This window comes from Micromonospora globbae, from assembly GCF_036184225.1.
Lineage (GTDB): Bacteria > Actinomycetota > Actinomycetes > Mycobacteriales > Micromonosporaceae > Micromonospora > Micromonospora globbae.
In genome coordinates this window covers 6,741,980-6,759,317 of record NZ_CP108084.1, presented here as the reverse complement: position 1 = coordinate 6,759,317, position 17,338 = coordinate 6,741,980, and the positions used below count along the sequence as shown (strand labels likewise).

Annotated in this window: 13 protein-coding genes; 7 read left to right on the top strand and 6 right to left on the bottom strand. The window is 73.5% G+C overall.

Translation table 11 applies throughout. The features are described 5' to 3' along the window. Positions 1-41 precede the first annotated feature (41 nt). From OG994_RS30945 to OG994_RS30925, 5 genes are all read left to right on the top strand, one after another. Positions 42-1,388 (top strand): ABC transporter substrate-binding protein, encoded by a 1,347-nt coding sequence (locus OG994_RS30945; RefSeq protein ID WP_120330504.1) that lies wholly within the window; start codon positions 42-44, stop codon positions 1,386-1,388. A 69-nt stretch (positions 1,389-1,457) separates the two neighbouring features. Continuing rightward, entirely contained in the window at positions 1,458-2,504 is a 1,047-nt protein-coding gene (locus OG994_RS30940) for a carbohydrate ABC transporter permease (RefSeq protein ID WP_120330503.1), read from the top strand. Position 2,505: 1 nt separating this feature from the next. Beyond that, positions 2,506-3,471, top strand: a complete 966-nt coding sequence (locus tag OG994_RS30935; RefSeq protein WP_120330502.1) for a carbohydrate ABC transporter permease — start codon at positions 2,506-2,508, stop codon at positions 3,469-3,471. A gap of 63 nt (positions 3,472-3,534) precedes the next feature. Continuing rightward, positions 3,535-4,599: a LacI family DNA-binding transcriptional regulator gene (locus OG994_RS30930; RefSeq protein WP_120330501.1), complete on the top strand. Its 1,065-nt coding sequence runs from the start codon at positions 3,535-3,537 to the stop codon at positions 4,597-4,599. 80 nt (positions 4,600-4,679) lie between these two features. Further along, a complete protein-coding gene (locus OG994_RS30925; protein WP_407942558.1) occupies positions 4,680-6,341 on the top strand; it encodes a glycoside hydrolase family 13 protein in 1,662 nt (553 codons plus the stop codon). 48 nt (positions 6,342-6,389) lie between these two features. Here the strand turns inward: OG994_RS30925 and OG994_RS30920 are convergent, their stop codons facing one another. From OG994_RS30920 to xylA, 3 genes are all read right to left on the bottom strand, one after another. Further along, positions 6,390-7,817, bottom strand: coding sequence for an MFS transporter (locus OG994_RS30920; protein ID WP_328851772.1), 1,428 nt, complete (start codon positions 7,815-7,817; stop codon positions 6,390-6,392). A 70-nt stretch (positions 7,818-7,887) separates the two neighbouring features. Next, the gene (gene xylB / locus OG994_RS30915) at positions 7,888-9,357 is read right to left on the bottom strand and encodes a xylulokinase (protein WP_328851771.1); all 1,470 of its coding nucleotides are present in this window, start codon (positions 9,355-9,357) and stop codon (positions 7,888-7,890) included. Positions 9,358-9,367: 10 nt separating this feature from the next. Then, the gene (gene xylA / locus OG994_RS30910) at positions 9,368-10,555 is read right to left on the bottom strand and encodes a xylose isomerase (RefSeq protein WP_120330498.1); all 1,188 of its coding nucleotides are present in this window, start codon (positions 10,553-10,555) and stop codon (positions 9,368-9,370) included. Between the two features lie 75 nt (positions 10,556-10,630). Here xylA and OG994_RS30905 point away from each other — a divergent pair, with 75 nt between their 5' ends. Further along, positions 10,631-11,869: an ROK family protein gene (locus OG994_RS30905; protein ID WP_328851770.1), complete on the top strand. Its 1,239-nt coding sequence runs from the start codon at positions 10,631-10,633 to the stop codon at positions 11,867-11,869. Positions 11,870-11,944: 75 nt separating this feature from the next. On the opposite strand, the gene OG994_RS30900 is transcribed toward OG994_RS30905, so the two are convergent. Continuing rightward, entirely contained in the window at positions 11,945-12,520 is a 576-nt protein-coding gene (locus OG994_RS30900; RefSeq protein WP_240033097.1) for a MarR family winged helix-turn-helix transcriptional regulator, read from the bottom strand. A 57-nt stretch (positions 12,521-12,577) separates the two neighbouring features. Here OG994_RS30900 and OG994_RS30895 point away from each other — a divergent pair, with 57 nt between their 5' ends. Beyond that, positions 12,578-13,708: a PP2C family protein-serine/threonine phosphatase gene (locus OG994_RS30895; RefSeq protein ID WP_120330496.1), complete on the top strand. Its 1,131-nt coding sequence runs from the start codon at positions 12,578-12,580 to the stop codon at positions 13,706-13,708. Positions 13,709-13,715: 7 nt separating this feature from the next. On the opposite strand, the gene OG994_RS30890 is transcribed toward OG994_RS30895, so the two are convergent. Both OG994_RS30890 and OG994_RS30885 read right to left on the bottom strand, forming a co-directional pair. Beyond that, positions 13,716-15,191, bottom strand: coding sequence for a sugar transferase (locus OG994_RS30890; RefSeq protein WP_240033096.1), 1,476 nt, complete (start codon positions 15,189-15,191; stop codon positions 13,716-13,718). Between the two features lie 297 nt (positions 15,192-15,488). After that, positions 15,489-17,234, bottom strand: coding sequence for a substrate-binding domain-containing protein (locus tag OG994_RS30885; protein ID WP_120330569.1), 1,746 nt, complete (start codon positions 17,232-17,234; stop codon positions 15,489-15,491). Positions 17,235-17,338: the final 104 nt, after the last annotated feature.

The window sequence follows — 17,338 nt, the reverse complement described above, 5'->3', positions numbered from 1 at the left end:
GCCGGGTCTGGACGACCGCGCCGGCAAGAAAGGAGGACGGCATGGCGGTCTTTGCCAGACCACGCCAGGCCTTCGTGATCGCCGGCGTACTCGGGCTGGCGCTCAGCGCCGCCGCCTGCGGCACCGGCAACGACAAGGGAAGCAGCAGCAACGCGGACTCCGCGGAGTGCGCCGCATACGACAAGTACAAGGGCCACGACGGCAAGAAGGTCAGCATCTACTCGTCGATCCGGGACATCGAGGCCGACCGCCTCGACCAGTCCTGGGAGCAGTTCGAGGAGTGCACCGGGATCGACATCGACCACGAGGGCAGCGGCGAGTTCGAGGCCCAGCTCCCCGTCCGGGTGGATGGCGGCAACGCGCCCGACCTGGCCTTCATCCCCCAGCCGGGTCTGCTCAAGCGGTTCGCCGACGCGGGCAAGCTGAAGCCGGTCGGCGCCGACACCAAGGCGATGGCCGAGCAGAACTACTCGCCGGACTGGCTGAAGTACAGCACCGTGAACGGCACGCTCTACGGCGCCCCGCTCGGGTCGAACGTCAAGTCCTTCGTCTGGTACTCGCCGAAGATGTTCAAGGAGAAGGGCTGGACCGTCCCGACCACCTGGGACGACCTGATCAAGCTCAGCGACACGATCGCGGCGAGCGGCATCAAGCCGTGGTGCGCCGGCATCGAGTCCGGTGACGCCACCGGCTGGCCGGCCACCGACTGGATCGAGGACGTCTTGCTGCGGACGGCGGGCCCCGAGGTCTACGACCAGTGGACCACGCACGGCATCCCGTTCAACGACCCGAAGGTCGCCGAGGCGCTCGACCGCGCCGGCTCCATCCTCAAGAACGAGAAGTACGTCAACGGCGGCTTCGGCGGCGTGAAGAGCCTCGCCACCACCTCCTTCCAGGAGGCCGGCGTGCCGATCACCACCGGCAAGTGCGCCCTGCACCGCCAGGCGTCCTTCTACGCGAACCAGTGGCCCGAGGGCACCAAGGTGGGTGAGGACGGCGACGTCTTCGCCTTCTACTTCCCGGCCATCGACCCGGCCAAGGGCAAGCCGGTGCTCGGCGGCGGCGAGTTCGTGGCGGCCTTCAACGACCGGCCCGAGGTGCAGGCCGTCCAGACCTACCTGGCCTCCGGCGAGTACGCCAACAGCCGCGCCAAGATCGGCGACTGGGTGTCGGCGAACAAGCAGCTCGACCTGGCCAACGTCGCCAACCCGATCGACAAGCTCTCGGTCCAGATCCTCCAGGACCAGAGCACGGTCTTCCGCTTCGACGGCTCCGACCTGATGCCGGCCGCGGTCGGCGCGGGGACGTTCTGGAAGGGCATGGTCGACTGGGTGAACGGCAAGGACACCGCGTCCGTGCTCCAGGGCATCGAGAGCAGCTGGAAGTGATCTGAGACGGTGGGCCGGTCCGCGTGACGCGCGGGCCGGCCCACCGGCCATGAGGACCTGGGAGGGTCGATGGAGTTCGACTTCGCGGAGGAACAGCCGAAGTTCCTCATGCTGATGTACGGGCTGATCGCTTTCGTCGCGGTGGTGGGTGGCCTGCTCCTGCTTCTCGACGTGGTGCCGGCCTGGTTCGCCCGCCGCCGGGAGGCGCAGCTCGTCGCCGCCTCCGCCAGCGGGGCCCCGCTCCCCCGGCGCCGGCAGCGGGAGGGCTTCCTCGCTCTGTTCTTCCTGCTGCCGACGCTGCTGCTGCTCGTCGTCGGGCTGGTCGTCCCCGCGATCCGCACGACGCTGCTGTCGTTCATGGACAAGGACAGCGACCAGTGGGTGGGGTTGCAGAACTACGGCTGGATGTTCTCCGACGGCTCCATCGTCCGGGTGCTGGTCAACACCCTGGTCTGGGTGCTCCTGGTCCCGCTCGTGGCCACCACCATCGGCCTGCTCTACGCCGTGATGGTGGACCGGGCCCGGTTCGAGGCCGTCGCCAAGTCACTGATCTTCATGCCGATGGCGATCTCGTTCGTCGGCGCCAGCATCATCTGGAAGTTCGTCTACGCCTACCGGGGTGACGAGCAGGAGCAGATCGGCCTGCTGAACCAGATCGTGGTGAGCCTCGGCGGGGAGCCGAAGCAGTGGCTCCTCGAGTCACCGCTGAACACCCTGCTGCTCATCGTCATCATGGTCTGGATCCAGGCCGGCTTCGCCATGGTGGTGCTCTCCGCCGCGATCAAGGCCATCCCCGCGGACATCGTCGAGGCCGCCCGGCTCGACGGGGTCACCTCGTGGCAGATGTTCTGGCGGATCACCCTCCCGAGCATCCGGCCGGCGCTGATCGTCGTCGTGGTGACCATCACCATCGCCACGCTCAAGGTGTTCGACATCGTCCGCACCTCTACCAACGGCAACTACGACACCAGCGTGATCGCCAACGAGATGTACAACCAGGCGTTCCGGTACGGCGAGAACGGCCAGGGCTCCGCGCTGGCCGTCGTCCTCTTCATCCTGGTGATCCCGATCGTGATCTACCAGATCCGCAACCTGCGCCAGCAGCGGGAGGGCTGAGATGACCACGACAACCCCCACGGTCCCCACCGGAACGCAGCGCACCGGTGCCACCCCGACCCGGGTCGGGCGGGTACGCAGGCGGCTGAACAGCCCCGTCGCCTCGCTCGTGTCGATCGTCATCGCGGTGGTGTGGACGGTCCCGACGTTCGGGCTGTTCGTCTCGTCGTTCCGCCCCGAGGACGAGATCAAGACGACGGGCTGGTGGACGTTCTTCACCAACCCCCAGTTCACCCTGGAGAACTACCAGGAGGTGCTGTTCGGGCGGTCCGCCTCGTCGGGACAGCTCGCCAGCTACTTCATCAACTCGCTGGCGATCACGATCCCGTCGGTGCTGTTCCCGCTCGCCTTCGCGGCGCTGGCCGCGTACGCGCTGGCGTGGATGAACTTCCGCGGCCGGGACTGGGTCTACATCGCGATCTTCGCGTTGCAGATCGTGCCGTTGCAGATGGCCCTCGTGCCGCTGCTGCGGTTCTTCTCGGCCGGGGTGACCGTGGCCGGCGTCCAGGTGCTGCCGGCGTGGGACCTGGTCGACGAGCAGAAGTTCGCCCAGGTGTGGTTCGCGCACACCTGCTTCGCGCTGCCGCTGGCGGTGTTCCTGCTGCACAACTTCATCTCGCAGCTGCCCGGCGACCTGATGGAGGCGGCCCGGGTCGACGGCGCGAGCCACCCGAAGATCTTCCGCACGATCGTCCTGCCGCTCATCACGCCGGCACTGGCCGCGTTCGGCATCTTCCAGTTCCTCTGGGTCTGGAACGACCTGCTGGTCGCGCTCATCTTCGCCGGCGGCAACGACGAGACGGCGCCGCTCACCGTCCGGCTCGCCGAGATGGCCGGCACCCGCGGCAACGAGTGGCAGCGCCTCACGGCGGGCGCGTTCGTCTCGATCGTCGTACCGCTGATCGTGTTCCTGTCCCTGCAGCGCTACTTCGTGCGAGGCCTGCTCGCCGGCAGCGTCAAGGGCTGACCGCGCACCCGCCGCCGCCCCGGTCGGGGCGGCGGCGGTCGCGGAAGCGAGGCTGGGGGAACCGTGACGACGATCGATGATGTCGCCCGGCTGGCCGGGGTCTCCACGGCCACCGTCTCCCGGGCGCTGCGCGACCTCCCCACCGTCTCACCCGCGACGCGCCGCCGGGTGCTCGCCGCGGCCGAGCAGCTGCAGTACGCCGTGTCGCCGAGCGCGTCGCGCCTGGCCGGCGGCCGCACCGGCACCGTCGCCGTGGTGGTGCCGCGCATCACCCGGTGGTTCTTCGCGACGGTGGTCGAGGCGGTCGAGGACTTCCTCCACCAGTCCGGCTACGACCTGCTGCTCTACAACCTCGGCGGTCGGGAGCAGATGCGGCAGCGGGTGCTGCGGACGGCGAACCTGCACAAGAGGGTGGACGCCATCATGCTCGTCGCCACTCCGCTGGGCGCCACCGACCTCACCGCGCTCACCGCGCTCGACCTGCCCGGGATCACGATCAGCTCCGGCACGCCCGTGCCCGGCTGGCCGCGCGTACGCATCGACGACGTGGCCGCCGCGCGGACGGCCACCCGCCACCTGCTCGACCTCGGCCACCGCCGCATCGCGCACATCTCCGGCGACCCGGACGACGAGCTGGCCTACACCACCCACGTCGACCGGCGGCGCGGCTACCAGGAGGCGCTGCGGGAGGCTGGGCTCCGGCCCGACCCGAGCCTCGACGTGGAGTCGCAGTTCACGATCGACGGCGGCACGCGGGCCACCGCCGAGCTGCTGGCCCGGGGCGAACCGCCGACCGCGATCGTGGCGGCGTGCGACGAGATGGCCATGGGCGCCATGGCCGCGCTGCGGGACGCCGGGTTGCGGGTGCCGCAGGACGTCAGCGTCGTCGGCATCGACGACCACGACCTCGCGGGCGTGCTCGGTCTCAGCACCGTGGCCCAGCCGGCGGCCGAGCAGGGCCGGCTGGCCGCGCGGATCCTGCTGGACCCGCTCGGCGGTCAGGGCCTCGACCGGGTCGGTGGCCGGCCCGTCGACCACCCCTGCCCGCCGGACACGCCGGGCCCACCGGTGATCCTGCCCACTCGGCTGGTCGTACGCGAGTCGACCGCGCCGCCCCGGGCACACTAACGGGGACCGCCCGCCAGCGTCGACGGGAGTCCCACGGCAGCACACGCACGACAACACGGGAGAAGGCCCTGAGCAGCAACGTGACGCAGCACAGCCCGTCCGGCGACCCGATCACCGGCTGGTGGACCGAGGCGGTCATCTACCAGATCTACCCGCGGTCGTTCGCCGACTCCGACGGCGACGGGATCGGGGACCTGCCCGGCATCACCGGCCGCCTCGACCACCTCGTGGAACTGGGGGTCGACGCCGTGTGGCTCTCCCCCTTCTACCCCTCCCCGCAGGCCGACGCCGGGTACGACGTGGCCGACTACCGCGACGTCGACCCGCTGTTCGGCCGGCTGCCGGACGCCGACAAGCTGATCGCCGAGGCGCACTCGCGCGGCCTGCGGGTGATCGTCGACCTGGTGCCGAACCACACCTCGTCCGCGCACCCGTGGTTCACCGCGGCGCTGGCCGCGGCGCCCGGCAGCCCGGAACGCGCCCGGTACGTCTTCCGGGACGGTCGCGGACCGGACGGCGAGCAGCCGCCGAACGACTGGCAGAGCGTGTTCGGCGGGCCGGCCTGGACCCGCGTCGTCGAGCCGGACGGGCGGCCCGGGCAGTGGTACCTGCACCTGTTCGACACCGGCCAGCCCGACCTGAACTGGGACAACCCCGAGGTGCGGACGGAGTTCCTGGACATCCTCCGGTTCTGGCTGGACCGGGGCGTGGACGGCTTCCGGGTCGACGTGGCGCACGGCCTGGTGAAGCAGGCCGACCTGGCCGACTGGCAGGAGCCGCAGGAGATCCTCTCCGGCCGGGAGGAGGACCGGCCGCCCCCGCCGATGTGGGACCAGGACGGCGTGCACGAGATCTACCGCGAGTGGCGGCGCGTGCTGGACTCCTACCCGGGCGAGCGGGTCCTCGTCGCCGAGGCGTGGGTGGAGCCCGCCGAGCGGCTGGCCCGGTACGTGCGCCCGGACGAGATGCACCAGGCGTTCAACTTCGAGTACCTGCTCGCCTCCTGGACCGCACCCGCCCAGTACGCGGTGATCACCCGCTCCCTGGAGGCGACCGACGCGGTCGGCGCGCCGACCACCTGGGTGCTGTCCAACCACGACGTGGTGCGGCACGCCTCCCGGCTGGGCCTGCCGGTCGGCACGCCGCGGCCGAACGGCATCGGCGTCGGCGACCCGCAGCCCGACGCGGCGCTCGGCCTGCGCCGGGCCCGCGCGGCCACGCTGCTCATGCTCGCCCTGCCCGGCTCGGCCTACCTCTACCAGGGCGAGGAGCTGGGGCTGCCCGAGCACACGACGATGCCCGACGAGGCCCGCCAGGACCCGACGTGGGAGCGCAGCGGGCACACGCAGCGCGGGCGCGACGGCTGCCGGGTGCCGATCCCGTGGGAGGCCGACGCCCCGTCGTACGGCTTCGGCCCGACCGACGCGAGCTGGCTCCCGCAGCCCGCGGTCTGGGCCGAGTACGCCCTGGACCGGCAGCGGGACGTGCCCGGCTCCACGTACGAGATGTACCGGACGGCGTTGCGGCTGCGCCGCGAGCACGGGCTCGGCCGGGGCACGCTGCGCTGGCGGGAGTCCGGCGACGAGGTGCTCATCTTCGACAACGGCGGGCTGACCGTGCTCACCAACTTCGGTGCGGCGCCCGTGCCGCTGCCCGCCGGGGCCGAGGTGCTGCACGCCAGCGCCCCGCTCACCGACGACGGTGGCGTCCCGACCGACGTGACCGTCTGGTTCCGCGCCTGAGATCGGCGGGAGGGGGCCCTGGCCACGCGTCGACAGGGCCCCCTCCTCCTACTCCAGGCGCTCGGCGCGGGTGTGCAGGAGGTCGCGGACCGCGCCGATGTCGGTCGGTGAGTGGCGCGCGGCGAGCCAGTACATGACGCCGGTGGGCACGAAGAAGAGCTGGAACGCGGCGAGCCCCACGGCGTAGTTCAGCGGCGGCGGGAACGCGCCCCGCAGCGCCTGGAACGCGACGCCGACCAGGCCGTTGCCCGCCGCCCGGCCGACCCCGTTGACGAGGTTGCCGAGGCTGTAGATCGTCCCCCGGTGCTCGGGCGGGTTGACGTCGGCGATCAGGGCGAACCAGTTCGGCGAGTTGGCCGAGGTCAACGCGAGCGCGAACAGCGCCGTGAGCAGGCTGAGCCCGACCGTCGGCTCGGTGACCACGCTGGCCAGCACGGCGGCGACCACGGCGCCGGTGCTCCCGCCGTCGGGCACGTCGATGCGCATCGGCACGAAGAAGAGCACCACGTAGAACGGCACCGCGGCGAGGACGCCGACGGCCGCCACGAGCCCGCGCCCGCGGGGCGTACGCCGCTGCACCGCGTCGCCGACGAGCCCGCCCACGATGGAGAAGACGCCGCCGAGCTGGAAGAGCGTCGCGAAGATGCTGCCCACCACCACCGCCGTGGCGGTCGAGTAGCCCTGGTCCTCGGCCCGCTCGGTGAACAGCACCGGCAGCCAGACGAGGGAGCCGAACGCGGCCTGCGCCGTGAGCCCCTGGAGGATCAGCCACCGGTTGGTGCGCCGGGCCAGGATGCGCGGCAGGTCGGCCCGGCTGATCCGGTAGTCGTAGTCGCCGCCGGCGGCGAGCGCGTCGGCGAGTTCCGGCTCGCTCTGGCCACGCCGGATGTCGTACGTGAACAGGTACGCCGCCGTGGCGGCCAGGCCGACGACGGCCAGCAGCAGGAACGGCCGGCGCCAGTCGGTGTTGCCCAGCAGGCCGGCCACCAGCGTCCCGGCCAGCGTGCCGACGCCCTGCGAGAGCCCCCAGAAGCTCATGACCAGCCCCCGGCGGCGGGGCGAGATCAGGTCGGTGACCACGGAGAAGCCGACCGAGCCCACGGCGCCCAGCCCCACGGCGGCCACCAGTTGGGCGGCCAGGAAGAGCGGGTAGTTCCCGGCGACCGCGCTGCCACCGGTGCCCGCCGCCCAGATGAGCGTGCCGACCATGAGCAGCGGCTTGCGGTTGGCGCGGTCGCCGACGTACGCCCAGCCGACGGCGGCCGCCGCGCTGACCACGAAGCTGACCGCGGTGACCAGGCCGAGGAGGCGCTGCGGCACACCGAACGCGTCGGCGATCGGACCGTACAGCGGCGGCACCAGCCCGATCGCCACGTTGTCCAGCGAGGCGAGCACCACGAACACGACCACGCTGTAGCCGCGGTGCGCCGCCGTCCCGCCCCAGGCCCGTGCCATCCCACCCCGGGTCAAGGTCATGTGCCGAAGCCAAGCAGCCCAAGGTCACGGGCGGGTGACGGCACGGCCGCCACCCGCCCGTGCCCGGCGGTCAGCCGGCGTCTCCCGCCGCGCCGACCCGGTCGAGGTGGTGCTCGCGGGCGGCCGCGTACCGCTCGCGGATCGCCGGGACCGGCTCGGCGTCGTACTCCTCGGTGCCGGCGAGGTGCCACGCGGGCGGCGCGGCACCGCCCAGGGCGACCCACGCGGCCTGGCGGGCCGCGCCGTCGGCGACGTACTCGCCGGGCGGCGGCACGACCACCGGGCAGCCGAAGACCTGCGGCGCGATCCGCCGCACCGCGACCGACCGGGCCCCGCCGCCGACGAGGATCACCCGGCGCACCTCGGCGCCCTGGGCGACGAGCGCGTCCAGCCCGTCGGCGAGCGCGGCGAGCAGCCCCTCGACGGCCGCCCGCGCGAGGTGCGCCGGGGTCGACGTGCGCAGCGTGAGGCCGTGCACGGCCCCGGCGGCGTCCGGCCGGTTCGGGGTCCGCTCCCCTTCCAGGTAGGGGACCATCACGAGCCCGTCGGCGCCGGCCGGCGCGGAGAGCGCCAGGTCGGCCAGCTCGTCCAGGCCGACCCGGAGCATCGCCGCGGCGGCGTCCAGCACACGCGCGGCGTTCAGCGTGCAGACCAGCGGCAGGAACCGGCCGGTGGCGTCGGCGAAGCCGGCCACGATGCCGCTGGGATCGGCGGACGGGCCCTCGGCGACGCTGAACACGGTGCCGGACGTGCCGATCGAGACCACCACGTCGCCCGGGCCGGCGCCGACGCCCAGTGCGGCGGCGGCGTTGTCGCCGGTGCCGGGGCCCAGCAGCACCCCGCTCCCGGCGGCGTGCGACGCCCGGGTGCCGAGCGCGTCCGGGCGCAGCTCGCCGGCCGCCTCCGCCGGACCGAGCACCGCGGGCACCGCGACGCGGCGACCGAAGGCGCGTTCCAGCAGGTCGAACCGGTACTCCCCGGTCGCCGGCGACCAGTACCCGGTGCCGCTGGCGTCGCCGCGGTCGGTGCGCAGCGCCGCGAGGCCCGGCGCACCGGCCAGCCGCCACGTGAGCCAGTCGTGGGGCAGGCAGACGGCGGCGACCCGGCCGGCGTGCTCCGGCTCGTGCCGGGCCAGCCAGCGCAGCTTCGTGGCGGTGAAGCTCGCCACCGGCACGCTGCCCACCGCGTCGGCCCAGAACCGGCGCCCGGCCTCGCCGCCGCCGGCCTCGGCGATCAGGTCGGCGGCGGCGCCGGCCGAACGGGTGTCGTTCCACAGCAGCGCGGGACGGACGACGTGGCCCGCCTCGTCCAGCACCACCATCCCGTGCTGCTGACCCCCGATCGAGACGGCCGCCACGTCGGCCAACCCGCCGGCGGCGTCGACCGCCGCCCGCAGCGCCGTCCACCAGGCGGCCGGGTCGACCTCGGTGCCGTCCGGGTGCGGCGCCCGACCCTCGCGGACCAGGGCGCCGGTCTCCGCGTCCCGGATCACCACCTTGCACGACTGGGTGGACGAGTCCACCCCCGCCACGAGCGGCATGGCGACCGCCTCAGCGCGCGCCGAGCAGGTGCTCGACGGCGAGCTGGTTGAGCCGGACGAAACCGAAGCCCCGGGCCGCGACCGCGTCGACGTCGAACTCCTCGAAGGCGGAGCGGTCGTTCAGCAGCTCGGCGTAGCTCTCCCCGTCGCCCAGCGTCGGGACGGCGAGCTCGGCGACCTTGCTGGCGGCCAGCGCCTCGGCGACCTCGGGGTCGGCGCGGAACGCGGCGGCCCGCTCCTTGAGCAGCAGGTAGGTCCGCATGTTCGCCTCGGCGGAGGCCCACACGCCGCTGAAGTCCTCGGTGCGGGAGGGCTTGTAGTCGAAGTGCCGGGGGCCGTCGTACGCCGGCCCGCCCTGGGGGCCGCCGTTCTCCAGCAGGTCGACGAGGGCGAACGCGTTGAGCAGGTCGCCGTGGCCGAAGACCAGGTCCTGGTCGTACTTGATGCCGCGCTGGCCGTTGAGGTCGAGGTGGAACAGCTTGCCCTGCCAGAGCGCCTGGGCGATGCCGTGGGCGTAGTTCAGCCCGGCCATCTGCTCGTGGCCGACCTCCGGGTTCAGGCCCACCAGCTCGGGATGGGCCAGCGTGGAGATGAACGCCAGCGCGTGCCCGACGGTGGGCAGCAGGATGTCGCCGCGCGGCTCGTTCGGCTTCGGTTCGAGCGCGAACCGCAGGTCGTAGCCGCGGTCGATGACGTACTGGGTGAGCAGGTCGACGGCCTCGCGGTAACGGTCCAGCGCGGCACGCACGTCCTTGGCCACGTCGTACTCGGAGCCCTCCCGGCCGCCCCACATCACGAAGGTGCGCGCGCCCAGCTCGGCCGCGAGGTCGACGTTGCGCAGCACCTTGCGCAGCGCGTACCGCCGCACGTCACGGTCGTTGCTGGTGAACCCGCCGTCCTTGAAGACGGGGTGGGTGAAGAGGTTGGTGGTGACCATCGGCACCACCAGCCCGGTCTCGTCGAGCGCCTTGCGGAACCGGGCGATGTGCTGGTCGCGGGTGGCGGCGTCCGCGCCGAAGGGGACCAGGTCGTCGTCGTGGAAGGTGATGCCGTACGCGCCGAGCTCGGCGAGCCGGTGCACCGCCTCGACCGCGTCGAGGGCGGGGCGGGTGGCGTCACCGAACGGGTCGCGGGCCTGCCAGCCCACGGTCCAGAGCCCGAAGGAGAACTTGTCGGCGGGGGTGGGACGGGGTGCCATGGCGGCCTCCGCAGGTGGTGTCGGCTATTTGTTCAGCGATTGAATTATTTGCGTGACCTGTGGCACTGTCAAGGGGTGACGACTACCTCCGGACCCGTGGGGGCGGTCCGCCAGGGCAGCCTGCGGGAACTCAACCTCGCCGTGGTGCTCGGCCGGATAGCCGCCGCCGAACGCCCTCCCTCCCGGGCCGACCTCGCCGCGGAGACCGGCCTCACCCGGGCCACCGTCTCCGCGGTCGTCGAGGACCTCATCACCGGCCGACTGGTCACCGAGGCCGAGCCGGCGCCACGCGCCGGAGCGGGCCGCCCGGCCCGGGGACTGGTGCTGGCCGGCGACGGGCCGGCCGGGCTCGGCCTGGAGGTCAACGTCGACTACCTGGCCGCCTGCGTGGTCGACCTGGCCGGCCGGGTACGCCACCACACGGTGCACCGCGCCGACCTGCGCCCGCTCTCCCCCGCCGACGCGCTCACCCGGCTCGTCGCGCTGGCCGTACGGGCCCGGGCCGACGCGGCCGCGCAGGGCCTCACCCTGGCCGGGGCGGCACTCGCCGTACCCGGACTGGTCGACGACGCCGGCACCGTCCGGCTGGCGCCGAACCTGGGCTGGCGGGACGTCCCCGTGCCGGCCCTGCTCGCCGGGCACGCGCCACTGACCGAGCGGGTCGACGGGGTGCCCCCGCTCGTGGTCGACAACGAGGCCAACCTGGCCGCGCTCGGCGAACTGCACGCCGGCCCCGCGGCCCCGGCCAGCTTCCTGCACATCACCGGCGAGGTCGGCATCGGCGCCGGGATCGTGCTGGACGGCGCCCTCTTCCGGGGCACGCGGGGCTGGAGCGGCGAGATCGGGCACATCCCCGTCCGGCCCGAGGGACGCCCCTGCCGCTGCGGCGGGCGCGGCTGCCTGGAGCGGTACGCCGGGCAGGAGGCCATCCTGGCCGCCGCCGGACTGGCCGAGGCCGACCTGCCGGCGGACACCGCCGCCACCCGCCTCGCCGAACTCGCCGAGGCGGGGTCCACGGCCGCGCTGGACGCGCTGCACGAGGCCGGCACGGCGCTCGGCGTGGCGGTCGCCGCCGTCGTGAACCTGCTCGACCTCGACACCGTGGTGCTCGGCGGCGGGTACGCCCCGCTCGCGCCGTGGCTGCGGCCACCGGTCCTCGCCGAGATCTCCCGCCGGGTGCTCACGGCGGCCTGGTCGCCGGTCACCGTACGGCCCGCCGCGCTGGGCGCGGACGCCGCCGTGGTGGGCGCGGCCGGCTCGGTCGTCCGCCGGATCATCGCGTGGCCCTCCGGCTGGCTCGCCCGCGCCGCCTGAGCACCGGACCCCCGGCGGGCCGCGCCGCGCGATCCCGCGTGCACCGGCGCGCGGCGTGGTGCTGCGGTACCGGCGTCAGGCCGTCCGCGCCACCGGCGGGTCACCCGCCGGCCAGTCCCGGGGAGCGGGCAGCGCCCGGGCATCGTCGTCGAGGGCGTCGGGCCGGACCGGGACCGGCTCGACCGGCGCGGACTCGGCCTCCTGCCGGCGGGCCGTCTCGTCGAACTCCCGCATCCCGCGCAGCAGCGCGTCCCGCCCCTCCGGTGACATGCCGGAGAGGATCCGGGCGAGTTGCTCGCGCCGGTCCTCGCGAAGCTCGGCCAGCAGCCGCCGGGCCTCCGGGGTCAGGTGCAGCGAGATCTCCCGGCGGTCGAGCCGGCCGGGCTCGCGCTCCAGCATCCCCGCGGCCACCAGCCGGTCGCAGAGCCGGCTGGCCGAGCTGAGCAACATGTCGAGCCGGCTGGCGAGCCGTCGCAGGTTGATGCCGTCGTGCTGCTCGATCACCATGACGGCGCGCAACTGGGCACCGGACAGCCGGCTGGTCGTCCGCTCCCGCGCCGCCTCCCACACGGTCAGCAGGGCGCCCGCCGCCGCGTCCAGCGCGGCGGCCATACTCGTCTCGGGGTCCGGCGGACCGTGCAGTTCGGCCATGGTGGCCCGAGACTACTCCGCAGCGAGGCGGATCGGGCCGGTGAGCGAGGAGCGGGGATGAGCGAACCGGTCGACCGGGCACGAAGTGCCCTCACGGAGGCGCCCGTCGACCGGCTGGTCGACGCCGTCGCCGACGTGCTCGCCGGGTCGTACGGGATCACCGCCGTCGAGCTGCTCCAGGTCGACTACCGCCTCGCGGCCCTGGTGCCGCTCGGCCCGGAGGAGCCGGTCACCAGCCCCGGCCACCCCGCGTGGCGCTGCTTCGACCACCAGGAGCCGGTGCGGGACGGGCACACCGCCTACGTCCCGGTGAGCATGCGCGGCGAGCGGCGGGGCGTCCTCCGGCTGGCCCCGGTGCCCGACGCGTCCGCCGTACTGGCGGAGCTGGCCGAGATCGCCACCGCGCTCGCCCACGAGCTGGCGGCCGTCGCGGCCGGCACGGACGTCTACCGGGCCGCCCGCCGCACCCGCCGGCTGACGCTCGCCGCCGAGATGCAGTGGGAGCTGCTGCCCGGCCGGAGCCGGAACCGCCCGGCGTTCCGGCTGGCCGGTCAGTTGGAGCCGGCGTACGCGGTGCGGGGCGACAGCTTCGACTGGTCCGACGACGGGCACCGGCTCTGGCTCGCCATCATCAACGGCACCGGCGAGGGGGTCGCCGCGTCGATGCTCACCGCGCTGGCGACGAGCGCCCTGCGCAACGCGCGCCGGGCCGGTCTCCCCCTCGCGGACCAGGCGGCCCTCGCCGACCAGGCCGTCTACGACCAGCACCGCGGCGAGCGGTACCTCTCCGCCCTGCTCATGGAGCTGGACCTGGCCAGCGGCGTGATGACGGCCGTCGACGCGGGTTCCCCGCGCCTGGTACGGGTGAGTGACGGCGAGGTCACCGAGCAGCCGCTGGAGGCCCAGTTCCCGCTCGGCATGTTCGAGGGCACCGACTACCGCGAGCAGCGGTTCCCGCTGCGCCGGGGAGAGCGGCTCTTCGTGCTCAGCGACGGCGTCATGGAGGCCGCCGGCCAGCACGCCCGGTACGGCGAGACGGCGCTGGACCGCTTCCTGCGCCGGACCGGGCCCATGGAGCCGCTGGACGCCGTCCGGTCGCTCCTCGGCGACCTGCGCGCCTTCGTGTCCGGCGACCTGGTCGACGACGCCGTCGTGGTCTGCCTCGACTGGACCGGGCCGGACGCCTGACCGCCGCTCAGTACGCCCCGCGGCCGTTGACCACCGCCCCGAACGTCTTCCAGAGGATCGTGAGGTCGGCGGCGAGGGACCAGTTCTCCACGTAGTACAGGTCGAGGCGGATGCCGTCCTCCCAGCTCAGGTCGGACCGGCCACTGACCTGCCAGAGCCCCGTCATGCCCGGCTTGACGAGCAGCCGCCGGGCCACGTCCCCGTCGTAGCGCGCCACCTCCGACGGCAGCGGCGGACGGGGACCGACCAGGCTCATCTGGCCGAGCAGGACGTTGACCAGCTGCGGCAGCTCGTCCAGCGACCACTTGCGCAACAGGCGCCCGACGCGGGTGACCCGCGGATCCTCGCGCATCTTGAACATCAGGCCGTCGGTCTCGTTGCGGGCCGCCAACCCGCCGAGCAGCGCGTCGGCGTCGACCACCATGGTGCGGAACTTCCACACTCCGAACTCCCGGCCGCCCTGACCGACCCGGGTCTGGCGGAACAGCACCGGGCCACGGCTGTCCACCCGTACGGCGACCGCGATGGCCGCCAGCAGCGGCATCAGCAGCGTCAGCGCGACCGCGGCCGCGGACCGGTCGACGAGGCCCTTCACGAGCTTGCGGGCGCCCCGGAACTCGGGCGCCTCGACGTGGATGAGCGGCAGGCCGGCCACCGGGCGGGTGTGGATCCGCGGGCCGGCGACGTCGGTCAGCGCGGGGGCGACCACCAGGTCGATCCCGGTCCCCTCGAGCTGCCACCCGAGCCGGCGCAGGCGTCCGGCGGTCAGCTCGACGGACGCCGTCACCGCCACCGTGTCCGCGCCGATCGCGGTGGCCGCCTCCGGGATGCCCCGGAACGAGCCGACCACCGGCACGTCGCCCAGCCGTTGCGGCACGGGGGCGAGCAGCGCGTCCGGGATGCACGCCCCGACCACGGTGTAGCCCGCGTACGGCTCGCGGCGGAGGGTCTGCACCAGGTCCAGCGCGTGCGCCGTGTCGCCCACCACGAGCACCCGGCGGGACCAGCCGTCACCGCGCGACCGGGCCCGGTGCAGCCGTTTGCGGGCGGCGAAGCGGGCCACCTCGAGGCCGACGGTGCCCACCGCGAAGGTGATGGCCAGGAAGCCCCGGGAGACGCCCACGTCGGCGACGTAGCCGACGATGGCGATGCCGCCGGCCAGCCGCAGGCTCGCGGTGCCGACCCGGCGGTACTCGTCGGCCCCGTAGCCGATCACGCGGTCGTCGTAGCAGCCCAGCGCCTTCAGGGAGACCAGCCAGGCCAGCACGAGCCCGGGAGCCACCAGCACGTACGGGATCTTCGAACCGCCCGGCGTCTCGTCGCCGAAGCGGGCCAGGTAGCCCGTCAGCAGCGCGACCGTGAGCACGGCGGAGTCCAGTACGACGAGGACCCGGATGTAGGCCCGTTCGTCGATGCGGTTCGCGACCGTGGACGCGGCCTCCGACGGCGTCCTGGCGGGGGTCAACAGCGTAGCCGAGGTCACGGGCCCTCCCACTTCGCTCAGGACGCCCCGGTCGACCATCCGGCCGGCCGGCAGCACGGCGCCGATCCGGAGCACCGACGACATCCTGCCCCGCCAAGCGTGGCAAGCGATTGCTTCCGACGTATTGCCGTCACTTTGCCGGCCGCCGGGGCCGAGCGGAAGGCACGCGCCGGCGGGGAGGGCCGGCGAAGTCGGTGCGGGAGGGCCCGAGGCGTCCGTGCGGAAGGACCCAAGACGCCGGTGCGGAAGGGCCCGTCAGGGGACCCTTCCGCACCGGGATCGGACGATGCGCTCCGGTCAGCGCGGCGCCGGCGGGCGCAGGGCGATGGCCCTCAGGAAGATGCCGCTGATCTCGGTCGGGTTCTTGGCGACGAAGGCGCCGCCACCGGTCACCTTGGTGATCGACTCCAGCTCCGCCTTGCTGACCTCGTCACCGATACCGATGAGGATGACCTGCACGGGCCGCTCGGGGTCGGCGCGCTTCTTGAGTTCGGCGAGCAGCGTCGCCTGCGAGATGCCGTCGGCGTCCTCGTTCTTGCCGTCGGTGAAGAGCACCACCGAGTTGACCCGCCCGGCCTGCCAGTCCTCCTGGACCTCCTCGTACGCCGCCAGCATGGTGTCGTAGAGGCCGGTGTCGCCACTGGACGGGCGGATCGTGCTCAGCGCCGACTCCAGCTTGCCGCGGTTGCTCGACAGCGGGCCGATGTCGACCAGTTGCCGGTAGTCGCGGTTGCCGACGAGGTTGGTGGAGAAGGTCCAGAGCCCGATCGACCAGGAGTCGTCGAAGAGGCCGAGCCCGCGCCGGGCCGCCTCCACGGTGACCTCCTCCCGGCTGCGGTTGTTGGCGCTCGGCACCTCCGCCTTCATCGAGCCGGAGACGTCGATGACGGCGAGCATGCGTCCGGTCTGGGTGGCGATCGACCAGCTGGACACGACCCGGTCGATCGAGTCGGCGTCCAATCCACCGGCCGCCGTCCCGCCGGTGCTCGGCGCGGTCGGCGGCCCGCCGGCCGGGCTCGGCGCGCCCTGCGGCGCGGCGAACCCCTTGCCCCAGTTGCCGTCGGGCGCCCGCAGTGCCTGGGCGGCCAGCCGGTCCCGGAAGCTGGAGGTGGTGAGCAGCTCGTAGAGCACCCGGGCCGCCGCGGCCTTGTCGGGGTCGATGCCGGGCAGCACGGCGAACGGGTAGTCGAGCGGAGCCGGCGCCGGGTCCAGGTAGAGCGCGGCCAGCGGCACCGGCGGCTGCTTGCTGTTGTACTCGATGACGTCCTCTTCGGAGAGCGCCGCCGCGCCGAGCCCGCTCGCGATCGCCGTCGGGTCCTTCGAGGTCGGGAACCGGGCCAGCAGGTCGTTGCGGAGGGCGGACCGGCCGGTCGCCAGCGCCCGCAGCGCGCCGATCTGGCGCTGCTGGTCGCCGCCGGCGGCCGTGGCCAGCGACAGCAGGCCGGAGAGGCCGGCCGCGTCACGGGTCGGCTCCACGATGCCGGTCCGCAGCGGCTTGCTGCTGTTGACCTGGTTGAGCAGGTCGTTCCAGCCCAGCTTCGCGTTCGGCCAGCCGAGCCGGGTGGCGATCGGCTCGGGCATCGCGACCACGACGGGGCTGCGCGCGATCGAGGCCCCGTTGGTGGGCGCGAACGCGGTGGCGTCCTTCTTGAGGCGCAGCAGCCAGGTCGACGAGTCCGGGATCCAGACGTCGGGCGCCACCGCCGTGCCGGGGGCCTGGCCCACACCGGCGAGGACGGCGCCGTGCTTGGCCGCGACCACGGCGGCCACCTCGACCGGGTCGGAGGCGGTGACGTTGACGGCGATGCAGGTGCCACCGACGGCGGCGCCGTCCTCGACCCACTGCGTGGCGGCGTCGTCGACGGCCGGGGCGAGTTCGGAGGCGACCGCCACCGTGAGCTGGATCTGCCCGGAGCAGGAGGGCTGCACTAACTCTCGGTAACCAAACCAGGAGCCCGCCGCGACGACGACGAGCGCCAGCGCCGATGCGGCGACGGCTGCTCCGGGAATCTTTGAACGCATGCGGTGGCGGCCTGCAGACACGCAGACCATCTTGCGTACCCCGTCACCGGACTGCCACGTCCGTTCGGACGAAAGTTACGGAGCAGAAACAGTTGATCTACAATGAGCGACGGAGAGTGACGATC